This is a genomic window from Maribellus mangrovi, from assembly GCF_037646455.1.
Taxonomy (GTDB): domain Bacteria; phylum Bacteroidota; class Bacteroidia; order Bacteroidales; family Prolixibacteraceae; genus Draconibacterium; species Draconibacterium mangrovi_A.
Genome location: NZ_JBBIXN010000002.1, coordinates 1,089,670 through 1,107,518 on the forward strand (window position 1 = coordinate 1,089,670; position 17,849 = coordinate 1,107,518).

Below are 17,849 nucleotides of genomic sequence, written 5' to 3' on the forward strand. Positions count from 1 at the left end.
AACAGTGAACAAGCTTTACAAAAACATACATCAGGACATTATCGACAGGTGTCGTGAAGGCGATGAAAAGGCACAGTTTCAGTTGTACAAATTGTATTACAAAGCAATGTACAGTGTGAGCCTGAGGATAGTAAATGATGCTATGGAAGCTGAAGATGTAATGCAGGAAGCTTTTTTAAGCGCGTTCAAAAAAATGAATTCTTACAAAGGCGAAGTTAGTTTTGGCGCCTGGTTGAAGAAAATAGTTGTAAACCGCTCTTTGGATTATTTGAAAAAAAGGAAAGTACAGCTCGAGGAGATAAACGAACGTACTACACAAATTGAGGATTACCAAATGCCAACGCACGAGGTAAAATCCGAAGTACTAAAAGCAGCCATTCAAGACCTGTCCGACGGTTACCGTGTAGTTTTGAGTCTTTATTTGATTGAAGGATACGATCACGAAGAAATCAGCCAGATACTTGGTATTTCGAATTCGTCATCGCGGACACAACTGTTACGAGCCAAAAATAAACTGAGGGAATTACTGAAAGGAAAAGAAGTTTTCTCTTACAATTAAAAACAAGATGAAGGAAAAAGATTACATAGAAGAACTGATTGCGAACAACCTGGAAGCGTTGAACGACAACGAACCGTTTGAAGGTCATTTCGATAGATTTGAGGAAAAGCTGAAAGCACAACACAAAACGAGAAAATTAACCTGGAACATGGTTTTGAAAGTAGCTGCAGTGGTTGTGTTTGCCCTGCTGGCTACCAACCAGGCATTTATTTATTTTTCGTCCGATTCGCAGGGATTGTTGCTTAATGCCACAAAAAACGAAGATATCACGCTGGCATCCGTTTCTCCTGAATACCAGGAAGTGGAATTTTATTATACTACCTCGATAAACACCGGGCTTGAGCAATGGAATGCATTAACCCGGGAAGGCATGATCTCGGAAGACGAAGAAGCGATGATGCAAAATGAACTTAAGGAATTTGAACGATTGTATAAGAACCTGCAAAGTGATTTGGCCTCCAATCCCAACGACGAGCGGGTAATTAATGCCATGCTTGAGTTCTATCAGACAAAACTCAGTTTGATTAATATGATTGTAAATAAACTGGAAGAAGTAAAACAACAAAAAAATAACCACGATGAAAGCATTTAAACTCTTTGTTACATTATTTGTAACAAGCATCCTTTTTGCCGGCCAGGTGCAGGCTGAGGAAAAAACGAAAGAATACAACGAAGGCTGGTCAGTAAGTAAAGTTACCACACTTGAGATCTCGAATAAGTTTGGTGAAGTACGAATCAATAACGATGACAGTGACACCATAACAATCGATGTCGAAATAACCGTTGAAGCAGCCAATGAAAGAAAAGCGGAAGAATTGCTGGACATGATTGAAGTGAAATTTAGTAAAAGCGGTTCTACTATAAAGGCAGTTACTGAAATTGAGAACAATTTTAAAAGTCAGCGGAAATTCAGCATCGATTACACGGTCAATATTCCGTCGGACAAAAACCTGATGATCGAAAACAAATACGGAAACACACTGGTTAACTCGCTTACAGGAGATGGAATCTTCGATATTAAATACGGAAATTTCACTGCAAACGAATTGCTTACTCCTGAAAGCGGCGACCTGAAACTCGAATTAAAATACGGCAATGCCAGTATCGGAACCGCATCATTCCTTGAGGTGGAGGTGGGTTACTCTCCGGTTAGCATCGAAGAATTAAAAACACTCGTACTCGAATCGAAATATTCCACCATTGAAGTGGAAGAAGGCGGGGATCTGCAGATCGAATCAAAATACGATAAACTGAATTTCGAAGAAGTGGAATCGGTGACTGCCAATACTAAATACAGTAATATGAAAATTGGCGAGTTGGCTAAAAGTCTGAAAGTTGAGTCGGGTTACGGTGGTGTTCAGGTTGGTGAAATAGACGAAGGTTTCGAATTTATCACAATAACCAACAATTACGGTCAAATATCCTTAGGCCTCGACAACGCCAGTTATGATGTGGATGCCAGCTGTCGCTATTGCGGAATCTCTTATCCTGAAGATGAATTCGTCGGCAACCGGATTAAAGAAAACAACAGTTTCCAGATTACAGGGAAAATAGGTAAAGGAACCGGCGGCGTTGTTAATGTAAAAAGCCAATACGGCGATATAAAGCTGAAAGACTAAGCAATATATTCGACGCTCAAAAAACGCTCTGTGAATTCATGGAGCGTTTTTTTATGCCATTTTGTATCGGCACTTTACTTTCAAACATAATTTCAGAGCGTCCTCTGCGTTTGTAAAACATTCGGGTTTAATTACATTTGTTACCCAATGCCTGAAACAAGCATAAATATTGTAGCTTTCGATATTCCTTACCCGGCAACTTACGGGGGTAGCATCGATATATTTTACAAACTGAAAACCTTAAAAGAAAAAGGTGTCAGGATTGTGCTCCATTGTTTTCAATACAACAAAACTGAACAAACAGAGCTGGAGAAATATTGCGAAAAAGTGATTTATTATCCCAGGAAAAGAGGACTGCGTTTTATGTTCTCTCCCCTTCCCTACATCGTAGTAACCCGAAAAAACAAAAAATTGCTGGAGAATTTACAAACAAATAGCTATCCGATTCTTTTTGAAGGAATGCATTCCTGCGCTTTTTTAAATGCCACGGAATTAGCAGACCAGAAAAAAATCGTTCGGACGCATAACATAGAACACGACTATTATAAAGGATTGCAGAAATCTTCGACTAATATTCCTAAGAAAATATATTACGGTATCGAAAGCCGAAAACTAAATCGTTTTGAAGCAGCTTTGGAACATGCCGACCGCATTCTTGCCATTTCACCAAACGACTATGTGTATCTTTCCAAGCTGTTTCCACAGGTTGATTTTATCCCGGCATTTCATCCTTTTAACAAATTAAAATCACGTTCCGGAAAGGGCGACTATTTTTTATACCACGGAAATCTTTCGGTAGAAGAAAATGACAGTGCTGTTCATTTTTTACTCGAAAAAGTATTTAAGCACATAGAACAGAAGCTAATCGTTGCCGGGAAGAATCCGGGAAAAAGTTTAATTGAAAAAGCGAAACTACTGAAGAATGTAACTCTGGAAGAAAATCCTTCGGAAGATCGCATGACCGAATTACTGCAAAATGCGCAAGCCTGTATTTTGCCCACTTTTCAGGGAACGGGACTCAAACTAAAACTCTTGATTTCACTGTTCTCTTCACGTTTTGTTATTGCCAATAACACCATGGCCGGCAACACCGGTCTCAAAGATTTGTGTGAGATTGCCAATTCCGCCGAAGAATTTGTTGCAGCTGTAAACAAAATCTCAAACAGGGAGTTTACTTCGGAAGAGGTAGAAGAAAGAAATCGGAAATTAACGGCTTTTACCAACGATTTTAACGGAGATAAACTCCTAAAGATAATTCAGGAATTATGAGGAAAATTCTCTTGTTTGTTTTGTTTATAATCTCTGCTGAGTTCCTTTTTGCACAGGGCTACAAAATAGATGTTGAACTGCCTAATGCAGCCAACCGGGAAGTAAAGTTAGCTTACCATTATCTGGATAAGATTTATGCGCGCGATACCGTGCTGCTCAACGATAAAGGAAGTGGTACTTTTCAGGGCGACACATTATTGCCTCAGGGATTGTATAAAATCCTGATTGACGAAAGCGGGCATTTCGATTTTTTGATAGGTAGCGATCAGGAATTCTACCTTTACAACAATGGCCTTGATGCCTCGAAAATGAAAATAGAAGGATCGAAAGAAAGTGAGGCGTTTGTTGATTATCTCGTGTTTTTACGAAATCTGCAGACCCAAAGCCGTGTATTAAATCAGCAATTTAAAAGCGCAACTGCAGACGAACAAAAGAAAGAGATACGAGCACAACAAGTCAGTTTGAATGATGAAATGATAGCTTACCGCGACAAAATAAACCGGGAGTTCCCCGGCTCTTTGCTTTACAAATTTATGGTAGCTAACGAAGTACCAACAATCGACATTAGTACTTTACCGGCAGAGATTCGGCAAAACGATTCGCTTCTGTTATTGGCCCGGTTTAACTACCAGCGTGAACATTACTGGGATTACTTCGATTATACCGACGAAAGAATGCTTTACACCCCGTTTTATAAATCCAAGCTCGAAACCTGGTTTAACAAGGTTTTGTACCCAGCGTACGATTCGGTGAAACCTTATGTATACAGTTTTCTGGATGAGGTGGAAAGCAATCCGCGTATTTTTCAGTTTGCAACATCTTTTTTTGTGAATGCCAGCATCAACAGCAATGTTTTAGGCATGGACGCACTGTTTGTCGATTTGGCCAACGACTATTACCTGAGCGGTAAAGCGTTTTGGGCCGCTGAAGAATCGCTCGATAAAATTCGCGAGAATGTACTTTTTCTGAAAGATAACCTGATCGGGAAAACCGGTCCGGAATTAATGCTGGAAAGTTATAATGGTGAGTATATAAGCCTGCACCAGATTGATGCCGAAATTACAGTTGTGCTGATCTATGAACCGGATTGCGGCCACTGTAAAGTCTTTGTACCCGAGTTTTACGACAAAGTTTATCAGAAATATAAAGACAAGGGCCTTGAAGTTTATGCCATTTACTCGATGGAAAATAAACAGGACTGGACGGACTTTTTGGTAAAACACGATTTGTGGGACTGGATCAATGTTTGGGATAAAGACCACACCTCGAGGTTTAAGATACTTTACGACGGACGAACAACTCCCGGTGTATATGTACTCGATCGTGATAAAACGATAATTGCCAAGCGACTTGACATGGAACAGTTGGATGTACTGATGAAAGAACGGCTGCAATAATTGTGTTTTATTTCGAACAACATGCTTTTTTATCTGTTGATTTTGGTTGGATTGGATTAACTTATAAAAAATAAGATTCACAAAAATGATTACCGAAGAAGAAGTAAAAATTGCCCAACAACAATGGGGTGATGGAATTGTGCGCATTGGCAAACTCTTTTCAGAAAAAAAAGATTACAAAAAAGCTGCCGAAGAATTTGTTGACAAAAATTACGGTTTCGATGAAAGAACTGTTCTTTTTAAACCTACCAAAGCCAGCGAACTTCCATTTCGCGTAACAAAAGAAGGAGCCGTTTCCTATTTTGTTAGCGGAAACGAAGAATATCCCGAAGATCAGGGTTTTGCTTTACTTCCCATTACCGACGTTCGGTTTAAAAATGCCGCGATTTCGATCTCGGAAAACGAAGCCGTGTCAATGGGACATTACTTCTTTACCAACCTCGAAGGTGAACAACTGAAAGTTGAATACACCATGGTTTTTTACCGCTCAAAAGACAGAAGTGTAAAACTTTGGCTACATCACTCCTCCTTCCCGTTTATTCCGTGAAACGCGATTAAAATATAGAAGAACATCAATTGTTAAATGGGAAAGAATCCTTATCTTAATTGGAACAAAACTAAAACATAACAAACACCAGCAATGTGGTTCAGGATCCTTTTATTTATTTTGCTGTTTTTCGTCGCTTTTTCACTTAGTGCTCAGCAACAGGATACAATTCCCGTCAATCAGCCGGAAGAACCTGAAACAATTGTAGCCGAGCCGGGATTTGTTATTTTGCACAAGGATACCTTGTTTGAGATAAGGAAAGGCTTTGGTCCGTACACCCCAAAAGAACGTGCAGATGCGATAAGCAAAAGATTGAAACAAGTTCAAAACCTTCCCCGGATAAATACCGACTTGTTTCATGCCGAAGAGGATATGTACTTTTCCATGATCCTGTACGATGATATGCCGATTTTGAGTATTAGCAACGAAGATGCAAAAGCTTTCCAAGCAGAAAGATCGGAGCTTACGAAGGAATACTTTAACAGCATTCAGGTAGAATTTCAAAAGGTAAAAGAAAGCAGAGATGTGTTTTACTGGGTACTACACATTTTTTATACACTGCTGGCCATCGCTGGATTGATCGTAATCTTTAAACTCATTAACAGGTTGTTTAGTTGGCTGACAAAGTATGTAGAAAGTTATCAGAAACAGATTAAGCAAAAGCGAAAAAGTTTTTGGCGCTACCTGGCACCTAAAGGACCGGATAATTTCTTTGGCTTCATCTTAAAAGTTACGAAAATCCTGTTGTTCATCATTATCTTATTTTTGTATCTGCCCCTGATGTTCAGCTTCCTGCCGTGGACGGAAAATATAGTTTCCAAATTTTACACCTTTATTTCCGGACCGATAAAAGCGATTTTCCTTGGTCTGTGGGTGTTCATTTCTCAAAAACTCATCTATATCGTCATTATTTTTTTTATTTCGCGATACATACTTCGTATCATGGGTTATGTTTCGAGTGAGATTGATAAGGATAAGCTCAAAATAAAAGGTTTTCACCGCGAATGGGCAAAACCTACGTATAATATTTTCAGGATACTTGTGATTGCTTTCACCCTTGTTTTTATGTTCCCATATTTACCGGGCTCCGACTCAAAAGCTTTCCAGGGCGTTTCCATTTTCCTTGGTATTTTATTCTCGCTCGGATCAACATCGGCTATCGCCAATATAGTGGCAGGAATTGTAATTACCTACATGCGCCCTTTCCAAATTGGTGACCGTGTTATGATCAACCAAACCCTTGGTGATGTTGTGGAGAAAAACCTGTTGGTTACCCGGCTGAAAACATTAAAAAATGAGGATGTAACCATTCCCAATGCGCAGATTATCAACACTCATTTAATGAATTATACAAAGAATGCTAGCGATCTTGGAATCATTTTGCATCCCTCGATTACCATAGGTTACGACGTTCCTGCAGATACTGTGATTAACCTGCTTCTTAAAGCTGCCCAAAATACACCCAACCTCACCCGCGATTTCAAGCCGTTTGTAATGCAGAAAAGTTTGAGTGATTTTTACGTGGAATACGAACTGAATGTATACACAAAACAACCGGGCAAAATGGCTCATTTTTATTCAGAATTGAACAAGAGCATTCTAAATGAATTTAATAATGCCGGGGTTGAAATTATGTCCCCACACTACACGGCCATGCGCGACGGTAACGCGTCAACTATCCCGGGGCAGGAAAATCCTACCGATCCGGTGAAAGATCCGGTAACAGAAGTGATCGAAAAAGTTACTCAGCCACGTAAAAAGAAAAAGACTTAATACGGAACAAGTGAGAATTTTCGCGTGACAAAAGAATCATTGTAATTGAAGCGAACCACATAAACTCCGGGAGTATTCCCTGAAAGATCAAGTTTTACCTCGTAATCATGAACACGCAAAAGCGGAGCATTTACTTCCTGACCAATCAAATTAAATACTGAAACAGTTTCAACCACGATCTCCTGATCCGATTGAATGGTTAATTCTGAACGTGTCGGATTCGGGAAAAGTCGTACGTAGGCAGGAGTATCCACTACCGCTGTATCACTTATATCGTCGCCGTAATTGCAGGCAACAAGTTCCATTACATTTACCATCGATCCCTCACTGTTACTTTTAAAATCAGTCCACTCGCCGTTTAATTTGAAGTAATAATTGTTTTCTTCCGTTTCCTCCCTCAACGACTGGTACATCACAAAAGTATCCTGTTCGTTAATGTTGCTGAGATCGAAGCCAATAAAAAAGGTTTCCAACGGCTGAACATCTCTATCAAAAGGAATATAATTCATTGCATCTTCCACCAGTTCATCCAGTTCTACCACTTTGCTGTAAATCAACGATTTCGGGGTGTTATCTCCGTTGTAAACCTTGAGGGTAATTTCACTTCCCGGCAACGAGGCAAGTACCAGTCTTCCAACACCTACTGATACACCCATCAGGCTTTCATCGCCCGGAACAGAAAACCGCTCAGCGATCTCATCAATTCCAACGTTGTTCGAGCCTCCCCAGTATCCCGAAAAAATACCTCCGGAAGTCAACTGCACATTGGCATGTTCATCGTTGTCATTGAGGTTTGTAAAAGCCTTACACAGGTTTTTATTGCTGTAGTATTCACGTCCCGGTAACTCAATAACTCCCGATTTCAATGGGTCGAGCCAGTATTTCACCTGTTTGGTCGAATCAGCCCTGTAATCCCAGTATACCGCAAAACTGGCAAAATAATCGTTAACCGGTTTGCCACAAAATGCCTCTCCTCCGGTTAAAGTACCTATCAATTCGCCGCGGGGTGTAAATAAACCTCCTCCGGACGAACCAATCTCGGTAACTCCTTCATCCCATTCCTTTATTTTCAGGAAGGCATTTTTGATGTACTCACTACGTCTCCCAAAATTTGATCGTTCGGGCGGATCATGATCCAGTGCGATTTTCTTTATATCGCCATACGGATGATGAATGCTTGCGGTGGAATCGGGCATTTCTGCTGAATGCTTCCACCCGGCGTAATAAGGGCGGTATTCCGGTGGCGGGATCATCGACATTTCAACCAACGCAAAATCAAGGCTGTCGTGTTGTGCCAGCATTACTGCTCCTGATACCGAATGCGACGGATCGCCATCTAGCGGTGCACAGTATGGACTTTCGTAATTGAACGTGTAAACCGTAGTTTCGGCATATTCCCACTCGTCATAACAATGCGCCGCCGAAAGAATTAAAGGCCTTCCATCTTCTGCAGTATTGTTTACCAGTGTACCGCTGCACAACTCCGAACCTTCATTACTGTTTACAATCACACGACAAATCGAATTCTTTAATTCATCGTAATCTTCACCAAGCAAACAGTTCACATCGATATTGCACGAGCCGGCCGGTTGTCCCAAAGGGCGCCTGTCGGACTTTAAAATACCGATAAAGTCGTGGTTAATGCCCGATATTTGAAAATCTGATGGTGTTCCTAAATTTTCAGGAACTTCATACTGAATGGTAACTTCATCGCCTCGTAAAGGAGAAACAGCAAATTTACCCCCTGCTTTATTGTTTTTTGTCGTAAACGCACCCAGGTAATGGTCCTCGTTTTTATTGAACACAAACAAGCGGCTTCCTTCCTGCAAATGAAAATCTTCGAACATTACGATCAGTGATTTTGCATCGCTTGAGTGAAGTGTTAATTGCCAAACGTTGTAACCATCAACTGACTTGCTCCATTGCCCTGAATTTGCAGGATTTAAATCAACAGCAATCGGCAAAGCAAAACGAAAAGGTTTTAGCTGAACATTATTTCTGTTCGCTTCCATTGCCCGGTCGATTTCAATTTGTGACACTGGTGGCAGATCAATAATCTGATGGTTTGCACTTTTAAGCGTATTTGTTTCAAGCGGATAACCACCATCGGAAACTTGCCCGAAAACAGGAGCTCCCAGTGCGAAAAAAAAGAGTGCAATGATAAAAACCTTACGGATAACCTTCGGCATTAGTTGTTCTGTTTTAAAATCGATAGAAAAATACATAAAATATTTTCGACAGCATTATCAGCATTAAATTTTCAACAAAATGATGCTCTTTGATGTTATTATGTGAAACTGTTAGAAACTTAATATTGATCCTTATGAAAACGAAATTTACACTTAGCTTTTTTTTCTTAGGCATTTTTTCCTTGTCAGTAATGGCCAACGATTCGGATAAAACCGAAAGTTATCCTCCGACTAGTATGCCTGACGATGTGAAAGCCGTAATCCAGAACAAATGCTTTGGCTGCCACAATACCGACTCGAAAAACGACAAAGCCAAGGAAGACCTGGATTTTAAAGCCTTTGCCGATCTGTCGAAAATGAAGCAAATCAGTTCTTACAAGAAAATTAACGAGGTACTGGGCGAAAACGAAATGCCACCCAAGAAATTTCTTGATCATTACCCGGATAAAAAGCTAACGGAAGACGAGAAAAAAGTGTTGATGAAGTGGGCAAAAGCCGAAGCCGAAAAACTGGTGAAAGGAATGTAAAATGCGCAAAATCATCCGTGCAGTTCTCATTGTCCTTATCTTAGGATTTATTGTCATCCAGTTTTTTCAACCTACCCCCAACAAAGGAGAAATAACGGATGCCGATATTCTTCAGCAACATGATGTTCCCGAAAATATCGGAACAATCTTAAAGGAATCGTGTTTCGATTGCCATTCCAACATTACCCGATACCCTTGGTACGACAGAATTTCTCCGGTTTCGTGGATGGTGGATGACCACATCCGTGAAGGAAAAGACGAGTTAAATTTCTCGGAATGGGGCAAACTGGATATTTACGATAAAATTACCACGCTTGAGGAAATTGCGCAGGAAACCAAGCGAAAAACCATGCCCTTAAAATCGTATAAATTTATGCACCCAAATGCCCGGTTGAGCGACGAACAAATAGCTGCCATTGAAAAATGGACGACCGAACTGAGCGAAGAACTTTTAAAAAACAGTTTTTCAGAGTAGTTTTCGTCAAGTGCATAAATGCCCTATATTTGAATGTAAAATTCGAAAAATGAAGGTGCTTGTTATGTATGTCGAGGAATTTGGCTACACTCCTCAAATAAAAAATCTGGAATCGGCGGAAGAAAATACTGAAGGTGCGAGTTTTACAGACTCCATTCTGGCTTTTATTCAGGTAGAAGAAAGTGATGAAGAAAATGACGTCAAAAGCCGCGAAAAAAAACTGGTGAACCACCTCAAATGGACGGCCCGAAAAAACAACTGTAAAAAGGTAATTTTGCATTCATTTGCGCATCTTTCAGAATCTAAAGCATCTGTGGAGTTCACAAAAGAATTGTTCGACCTTGCGGAAAAACGTCTTCAAAATGCTGATTTTGAAACGGCACAAACACCATTTGGCTATTTTCTTGATCTGCAGATAAAAGCACCGGGATATTCACTGGCCAGAATATGGGCGAGTTTGTAAGAAAGAGTGCATAGCTTATTCTGAAAATTCCCTGAACCAGATGTTTTTAATTTCAGCAGTGGTCATCCAGGTACAAATACCCAGCGGCCGTGAAAGGCTGACTTCAGGACGAATTCCAAGCTCCCGATTTTGGTAATCAAAATCCACAACAAGCTCATCATCAATCCATGCAGTAATTTTGGATTCACTAACCTTTAACCGAATGTTGTACCATTGATCCTTCTCAAAACGCATCAGCGTTTCTGTTTCATTCTCCGACGCATCAATACCATCAATGGTACTTAGTCCCACAACCGGGCCTCCCCAGCCTCCAACAATCAGTGAACAAAACTTTTCATTAACAGGAAATGTTAATCCGCAGAAAAAATCGTTTCCTGATGTTTTTCGAGCGTCAAGGCCCACTTCGTAATTGACCTTTGGAAAAGCTTCAGTAAAATTGATCCCACTGCAACCGTCGCCCATTCCAATAACAATTTTTCCACCCGAAACCCGAACGGGACCTTGTGTTCCAAAATTGGTGATTTCCCAATTATCAAGCGTTTTACCATTGAACAAAGCTTGAGCCTGCTCCGGGATATTCTCTTGCAAGGAAACCACGGTCTGATTTTCTTCGGACTTATTTCCCGAAGTACAGGCAATAAGTGCAATTAAAATCAAAATGATAAAAACTTTCGACAACATTTTGCGGTAACAGTCTATGCTTTACCTACAAATTTATAACCTATTTCCTGAATTGTCTGCCTTATTTTATCTTCTTTATACCCCGATCCAATAATTTTTACGGTATTTGAATCATTGCTGGCCATTACTTCCTGAATACCTTTTATCGATTCCAGGTTACGTTTCACACTGGCTTCGCAGTGAGAACAGGTCATACCTTCAACAATGTATGTGGTACCCTCCATTTCTTTCATCCCTGCACTTTTTCTGTATTTCAAATAAAAGTAACCACCTGCAATTGATCCAATCAGGAGAATTGCTGAAGTCCATTCCAACCAGTTCGGAAGCATTTGATGCTCACTTCCATCGCCATGAACATGCATGACTTTGCTTAAAATAAAATCAGCAGGAATCAGCCAGTTGGTAAGTAAACCAAACAACACGGCTCCACCAATAATAGTGGCCATATAAACCGTCAATGATTTCCTTCCCATGGTTTTACCCAAAACTGTCATGGTGGCCACATTTGTAGCCGGACCGGCCATTAAAAATACCAGGGCCGCTCCGGGTGAAACACCTTTCATCAAAAGCACCGCAGCAACCGGAATAGAACCAGTAGCACAAATATAAATAGGAACGGAAGCTGCCAAAACCAGTAAAATCTCTACAATTCCCCAGCCTTGAAAACGACTAAAAAAATCGTCGGGAATCAGAACTGAAATCAGGGCAGCCAGAAGAAATCCGATAACCAACCACCTTGCAATATCCTGCAGCAATTCAACAAAAGCATAGTCGGCAGCCCGCACCAGCGAATGACGGCTATCGTTTTTTCGTGGCTCATGACAACCACACGAATCATCATTACATGTTTCAGTTCCGCTTACTGTTTTCACATCCAGTTTAAAATCAGCAAAAGGTGAGGCCGGTCTTGGTTTGGGCTGATCTTTAACCAACCAGTTTGTAAGTGTTCCTCCAACAACACCAGTAATAAAGGCTACAATCGGGCGAAGGACCGCAAACGGCCAGCCTAACATCGAATAGGTGGCAAATATGGAATCGACACCGGTTTGCGGCGTTGAAATCAGGAATGAATTTGTGGCACCTTTTGAAGCACCATCTTTGTAAAACGAAATCCCCGTCGGAATTACACCACACGAACACAGCGGCATTGGAATTCCGAGTACCGAACCGTTTAATGCCGATTTAAAGTTCTTCTTCCCCAGGTATTTATCTATATGCTTTTGCGGAAAGTAAACTTTAAGCAAACCCGCAAATATTAATCCCAGCAACAACCACGGCGCCATTTCCAGCACCAGTCTCCACAATTCTGTAATATAATTACCAACAAATTCAATCATAGCAAATAAATAAACAACTCAACCAATGGCTTGTTTTGTTGCTTACAAAGTAAACAGGATAAAAGGCAATTCCTTTTACAGAATTCCGGAAATAAATTTCAGATTTTAGGGATACGTCGAAGTAAAGGGAACCGAACGAACTAACTGTTTTCAGGTTTATCTACATAAATTTGAGTAGCTTCAATGCGTGTTACAACAACTTGTTCAGCTCTTTCGATAAATCCGGTTTCGGCTATCGCATCGTAAACTTCACCTTCGATCATTACTTTTCCACCCGGGCGAAGAACGGTATGTGCGTGCCCTTCTTTCCCTTTTAAGGTTAGCATACTCGTTTCAACACTTATGTATCCCTCATTGGCATGCTGAACGGTATTCAAAGCAAAGTTCTTAAACATACCGGATTCGGCTGTAAAAACTTTTCTGCCGAGGTACAGTGCCATCAAAAATCCACCGAATATACCCAAAACGACCGTAGTTACTGCCACACCAAAACCACGAAGTTGAACACCTTCAAAATCGAAATTAACATTGTCGACCAGGCTTAAAACCAAACCTGTAAACACCAGTATAACTCCAATAATACCCGCCACTCCAAAGCCGGGAATGGCAAAGATCTCAATAAAGATCAGGATGATACCTACCACGAAAATTACAATTTCCCAGTTGGCAGCCAATCCTTCGAGGTAAAGCGGAGCGAAATACAAAATGGCGGCCAGTATGGCAATTCCAAGAGGAAAGCCTATTCCGGGCGATTGCATTTCGAAATAAATACCTCCTATTATCGCCATGATCAGCAGTCCCGAAACAACCGGGTTAACCAGGAATCCGATGATTTTTTCGATCAAGGTTGGTTCATAAGTCACCAACTCAAAGTCTTCAACTCCGATTTGCTCCATCACCTCATCAACAGTTTCGGCAATTCCCTCGCAGAATCCATGTTCCATTGCTTCCATAGGGGTAAATGTCAACACCTTTCCGGTATCGGAGATCCCCTCCACATAAATACTTTGATCAACCATGGCTTCGGCAATTAAGGGATCGCGAAACCACTCAAACAGAGTATCATTTTCGGCTGTAATTATTGTATCTTTTCCATGGGCCTCCGCAGTTGCACGCATTGTCGAACGCATGTAACTCTGGTATTTATCGGGCATGGCTTCTCCGGTTTGGTTCACCACCGTTGCTGCCCCAATGCTGGAACCCGGACGCATGTAGATGCCATCGCAAGCAATAGAAATAAGCGCTCCAGCTGAAGCCGCGTTGTTATCGATAAAAACATACACTGGAATTTTGCTTTGCAGGATCATTGTACGAATGGAATCGGCATCGAGCACTGTTCCTCCATACGTATTCATATGAATCAGAAAATAATCGGCATGCAGAGAATCTGCTTCTGCAAATGCCTGTTTTACCTGACGCTGCGTGGCAGGTGTAATGTTCTGCATGATGTTAATTTTATACACCAGCGCTTTTTGTGTTTCCTGTGCGTAAACCACCAGTGAAACCAATAACAAAAGAAGTATCCAGTATTTCCTCATAGTTGATACAGTTTACCGATCACGATTTTTACGAAGATACATTAAAAGTAAACAGATTGGTAATACAAGAGGTACAAAACACATGACGTTTACTGATCCCGGCTTTGAACGATCAAATTTGACGATGTTAAAAGACAAACAGATTTCAAGTGCTTAGATTTGCTAATCGTTAAAGTTTTGAAATTGACTTCTGAACTACCTCTTCATCCTTTTAAATTGTTAAATTTGCGGCTTAATATTATTAGCGAAATGGAATTGAATACGTTGACAGCCATATCTCCGGTTGACGGAAGATACAGCAACAAAGTTGAAGGACTGGGTAATTATTTTAGCGAATTTGCACTAATCAAATATCGTTTGCTCACCGAAGTTGAATATTTTATTGCCCTGTGCGAGATTCCTTTGCCTCAGCTTGCCGGCATTGAAAGAGACAAACTGGAAAAGTTACGCGATCTTTATACGAACTTCTCAGTGGATGATGCACAACGCATTAAGGATATCGAAAGCGTTACCAATCATGATGTTAAAGCTGTTGAGTATTTCATTAAAGAAGAATTCGACAAACTGGGTTTGGCAAAGTATAAAGAGTTTATTCACTTTGCACTCACATCGCAGGACGCCAACAATACAGCCATTCCAAAATCGATTCAGGATGCACTTGAAAACGAATACCACCCGATATTGCAGCAATTGATTGAAAAACTGTTGACTTTAGCTAATGAGTGGAATGAAATTCCGATGCTGGCAAAAACCCATGGCCAGCCCGCATCGCCAACAAAACTGGGAAAAGAAATTAAAGTCTTTATTGAACGGATTATGGTGCAGGTGGTGCATTTAAAATCAATTGCCATCGACGCTAAATTTGGCGGTGCAACCGGAAACTTTAACGCACACCATGTGGCTTATCCCGACATTAACTGGGAAGAATTTGCCAACAATTTTCTGAAGGAAAAACTGGGGCTTCACCGTTCGCAATTCACTACGCAAATTTCGCATTACGACAATCATAGCGCCATTTTCGATGCATTGAAACGGATCAATAATATCATTCTCGACCTGGACCGTGATATCTGGACTTATGTGTCGATGAACTATTTCAAGCAAAAAATCAAAAAAGGGGAAGTAGGCTCGTCGACCATGCCACACAAAGTGAATCCGATCGATTTTGAGAATTCGGAAGGAAACATCGGGATTGCCAATGCAGGTTTCGAGCAACTGGCACAAAAACTTCCGGTTTCGCGTTTGCAGCGCGACCTGACCGATTCCACCGTTACACGCTTTATAGGTGTGCCGTTTGGTCACACCATTATAGCCATCAAATCAACGTTAAAAGGGTTAAATAAACTGCTGATCAATACTCCGGCCATCGAAAAAGACCTGGAAGATAACTGGGCAGTTGTGGCCGAAGCCATTCAAACCATTCTGCGCCGTGAGTTTTTCCCGAATCCATATGAAGCATTAAAAGACCTCACCCGTAAAAATGAGGTGATCAATAAAGAAGCGATCCATAATTTTATCGACACACTCGACGTTAATGATAGTGTGAAAGATGAACTGAAAGCCATAACACCGCAGAATTACACCGGTATCTTTTAAAGTGCTTCGATTTAGAAAAAGGTAACCCGGCTGCTTAATAACTATGAGAGATTTTCTGAAATTAATGAAACGATTTGTTCCGCCTTACAAGTGGAAGGTCGTTTTGAATATCTTTTACAACTTGCTGGGAGCGATTTTTGGCGTCTTTTCGTTTGCCATGCTTATTCCCGCGTTGGATATACTCTTCCAAACCAAAGAACTGGTCACCGAAAAGGTGGAATTTTCATTTTCTGCCGATGCCATCACCCACAACATTAACTATTACATCAGTCAGTTTATTATTGAACATGGCCAGCAGCAGGCTTTATTACTCATCGGAGTAATTTTAGTTACCACCACTTTATTCAAAGTCGGTTTTACTTACCTGTCGGATTTTGTATTGATTGGTTTGCGCAACGGCATTGTTTTCGATATCCGCACCCTAATTTACAGGAAAATCATCGGCTTGCCGCTGGGGTATTTTTCAGAAGAGCGTAAAGGCGATATTATGGCGCGTATTACCAGCGATGTGCAGGAAGTTGAGAATTCCATTGCCAACTCATTGGGAATGATGATCAAGAATCCCATATTGATTGCTGTCTTTCTGGCAGCAATGATTTATATGAGTTGGTCGCTGACTTTGTTTGTGTTCATCATGCTTCCCGTTACCGGTTTTATCATCGGGCGAATTGGAAGGAGCCTGAAACGTGTTTCATCAAAAGGACAGGATAAACTGGGCGAGATTTTATCGATCATAGAGGAAGATCTTTCCGGATTACGGATCATAAAATCGTTCAATGCCGAAGGTAAAGCCATTAATCGTTTTCAAAACGAGAACAGCAACTACCGCTCAATTATGAACCGCCTGATGTGGCGACGTCATTTGGCACACCCGGCCAGCGAATTCCTCGGAACCATTGTTATTGTAATTGTACTTTGGTACGGTGGAACCATTATTTTGGGAAGTGGTAAATCGTCGTTATCGGCTGCTGAATTTATAGGTTACCTGGTATTTTTCTACGGAATAATCAACCCTGCGAAAGCATTCTCAACGGCACTTTACAGCATCGAAAAAGGTTTGGCTTCCATGCAACGCATCGATCATGTTCTGGCCGCTGAAGTTACAATTACTGATAAACCGGATGCAAAAGAAATAAGTGCATTTAATAAGAGTATTGAATACGAAAATGTGAGCTTTGCCTACGAAAAAGCTACTGTACTTAACGAGGTTTCACTCGAAATTAAGAAAGGAAAAACCATTGCTTTGGTGGGTTCATCAGGGAGCGGAAAAACTACTTTTGTCGATTTGTTACCTCGCTTTTGGGACATCAGTACCGGCAGCATTAAAATTGACGGGACCGACATTCGCGACTTGAAGCTTCATTCACTTCGTAACCTGATCGGGAATGTAAACCAGGAGCCGATTTTGTTTAACGACACCATTTTTAACAACATTGCTTTTGGGGTGGAAGATGCTTCGGTTGAAGCCGTCATAAAAGCAGCGAAAATTGCCAATGCGCACGAATTTATTATGGCCAGCGAAAATGGCTACCAAACCAAAATCGGAGACCGCGGCGACAAACTTTCAGGAGGACAAAAACAGCGGATCTCTATTGCCAGGGCTATCCTGCGGAATCCTCCAATTCTTATCCTCGACGAAGCTACATCAGCTTTGGATACTGAATCGGAACGTCTGGTTCAGGAAGCGCTTGAGAACCTAATGAAAAACCGCACTTCGCTGGTGATCGCACACCGGCTTTCTACCATAAAAAATGCCGACCTGATCTGTGTACTTGATGAAGGCAGAATAGTTGAACGCGGCACGCACGATGAGCTTCTGAAACAAAATGGCAGATATACACGCTTGCACAAAATGCAGGTATTTTAATATCGAACCACG

At 41.0% G+C, this 17,849-nt stretch carries 16 protein-coding genes; 12 read left to right on the forward strand and 4 right to left on the reverse strand.

The features are described 5' to 3' along the window. Window positions 1-4: 4 nt before the first annotated feature. From WFY05_RS12515 to WFY05_RS12545, 7 genes are all read left to right on the forward strand, one after another. Entirely contained in the window at window positions 5-559 is a 555-nt protein-coding gene (locus WFY05_RS12515) for an RNA polymerase sigma factor (protein WP_340113208.1), read from the forward strand. A 7-nt stretch (window positions 560-566) separates the two neighbouring features. Further along, entirely contained in the window at window positions 567-1,151 is a 585-nt protein-coding gene (locus tag WFY05_RS12520) for a hypothetical protein (protein ID WP_340113209.1), read from the forward strand. Beyond that, window positions 1,138-2,178, forward strand: a complete 1,041-nt coding sequence (locus tag WFY05_RS12525) for a hypothetical protein (protein ID WP_340113210.1) — start codon at window positions 1,138-1,140, stop codon at window positions 2,176-2,178. Before WFY05_RS12520 ends, WFY05_RS12525 begins: the two co-directional genes overlap by 14 nt. Before the next feature lie 147 nt (window positions 2,179-2,325). Next, the gene (locus WFY05_RS12530; protein ID WP_340113211.1) at window positions 2,326-3,447 is read left to right on the forward strand and encodes a glycosyltransferase family protein; all 1,122 of its coding nucleotides are present in this window, start codon (window positions 2,326-2,328) and stop codon (window positions 3,445-3,447) included. Then, on the forward strand, window positions 3,444-4,844 hold the full coding sequence (locus WFY05_RS12535; protein ID WP_340113212.1) for a redoxin domain-containing protein: 1,401 nt from the start codon (window positions 3,444-3,446) through the stop codon (window positions 4,842-4,844). The genes WFY05_RS12530 and WFY05_RS12535 overlap by 4 nt, the downstream gene beginning before the upstream one ends. An 85-nt stretch (window positions 4,845-4,929) precedes the next feature. After that, the gene (locus tag WFY05_RS12540) at window positions 4,930-5,391 is read left to right on the forward strand and encodes a metal-independent carbonic anhydrase family protein (protein ID WP_340113213.1); all 462 of its coding nucleotides are present in this window, start codon (window positions 4,930-4,932) and stop codon (window positions 5,389-5,391) included. Window positions 5,392-5,484: 93 nt separating this feature from the next. Further along, the gene (locus WFY05_RS12545) at window positions 5,485-7,164 is read left to right on the forward strand and encodes a mechanosensitive ion channel family protein (protein ID WP_340113214.1); all 1,680 of its coding nucleotides are present in this window, start codon (window positions 5,485-5,487) and stop codon (window positions 7,162-7,164) included. Here WFY05_RS12545 and WFY05_RS12550 read toward each other — a convergent pair. Next, window positions 7,161-9,353 carry a T9SS type A sorting domain-containing protein gene (locus WFY05_RS12550; protein WP_340113215.1) on the reverse strand — a complete coding sequence of 731 codons (2,193 nt, stop codon included), beginning with the start codon at window positions 9,351-9,353 and terminating at the stop codon, window positions 7,161-7,163. The two genes, WFY05_RS12545 and WFY05_RS12550, sit on opposite strands and share 4 nt — an antisense overlap. 134 nt (window positions 9,354-9,487) lie before the next feature. On the opposite strand from WFY05_RS12550, the gene WFY05_RS12555 reads away from it, so the two are divergent. From WFY05_RS12555 to WFY05_RS12565, 3 genes are read left to right on the forward strand one after another with little or no spacing between them, the layout of a single operon-like run. Beyond that, complete coding sequence (locus WFY05_RS12555) at window positions 9,488-9,880, forward strand: heme-binding domain-containing protein (protein WP_340113216.1); 393 nt, start codon at window positions 9,488-9,490, stop codon at window positions 9,878-9,880. 1 nt (window position 9,881) lies between these two features. Beyond that, window positions 9,882-10,355, forward strand: a complete 474-nt coding sequence (locus WFY05_RS12560; protein ID WP_340113217.1) for a heme-binding domain-containing protein — start codon at window positions 9,882-9,884, stop codon at window positions 10,353-10,355. A gap of 49 nt (window positions 10,356-10,404) precedes the next feature. Continuing rightward, a complete protein-coding gene (locus WFY05_RS12565) occupies window positions 10,405-10,818 on the forward strand; it encodes a threonyl-tRNA synthetase editing domain-containing protein (protein ID WP_340113218.1) in 414 nt (137 codons plus the stop codon). Window positions 10,819-10,833: 15 nt separating this feature from the next. Here the strand turns inward: WFY05_RS12565 and WFY05_RS12570 are convergent, their stop codons facing one another. From WFY05_RS12570 to WFY05_RS12580, 3 genes are all read right to left on the reverse strand, one after another. Then, window positions 10,834-11,499 (reverse strand): 3-keto-disaccharide hydrolase, encoded by a 666-nt coding sequence (locus WFY05_RS12570; RefSeq protein ID WP_340113219.1) that lies wholly within the window; start codon window positions 11,497-11,499, stop codon window positions 10,834-10,836. Window positions 11,500-11,513: 14 nt separating this feature from the next. After that, window positions 11,514-12,836: an SO_0444 family Cu/Zn efflux transporter gene (locus tag WFY05_RS12575; protein ID WP_340113220.1), complete on the reverse strand. Its 1,323-nt coding sequence runs from the start codon at window positions 12,834-12,836 to the stop codon at window positions 11,514-11,516. 140 nt (window positions 12,837-12,976) lie between these two features. Then, the gene (locus WFY05_RS12580; protein ID WP_340113221.1) at window positions 12,977-14,374 is read right to left on the reverse strand and encodes an NfeD family protein; all 1,398 of its coding nucleotides are present in this window, start codon (window positions 14,372-14,374) and stop codon (window positions 12,977-12,979) included. Window positions 14,375-14,623: 249 nt separating this feature from the next. On the opposite strand from WFY05_RS12580, the gene purB reads away from it, so the two are divergent. Both purB and WFY05_RS12590 read left to right on the forward strand, forming a co-directional pair. Beyond that, window positions 14,624-15,970 (forward strand): adenylosuccinate lyase, encoded by a 1,347-nt coding sequence (gene purB, locus WFY05_RS12585; protein WP_340113222.1) that lies wholly within the window; start codon window positions 14,624-14,626, stop codon window positions 15,968-15,970. Between the two features lie 64 nt (window positions 15,971-16,034). Beyond that, on the forward strand, window positions 16,035-17,837 hold the full coding sequence (locus WFY05_RS12590) for an ABC transporter ATP-binding protein (RefSeq protein WP_340113223.1): 1,803 nt from the start codon (window positions 16,035-16,037) through the stop codon (window positions 17,835-17,837). The last annotated feature ends 12 nt before the right edge of the window (window positions 17,838-17,849 follow it).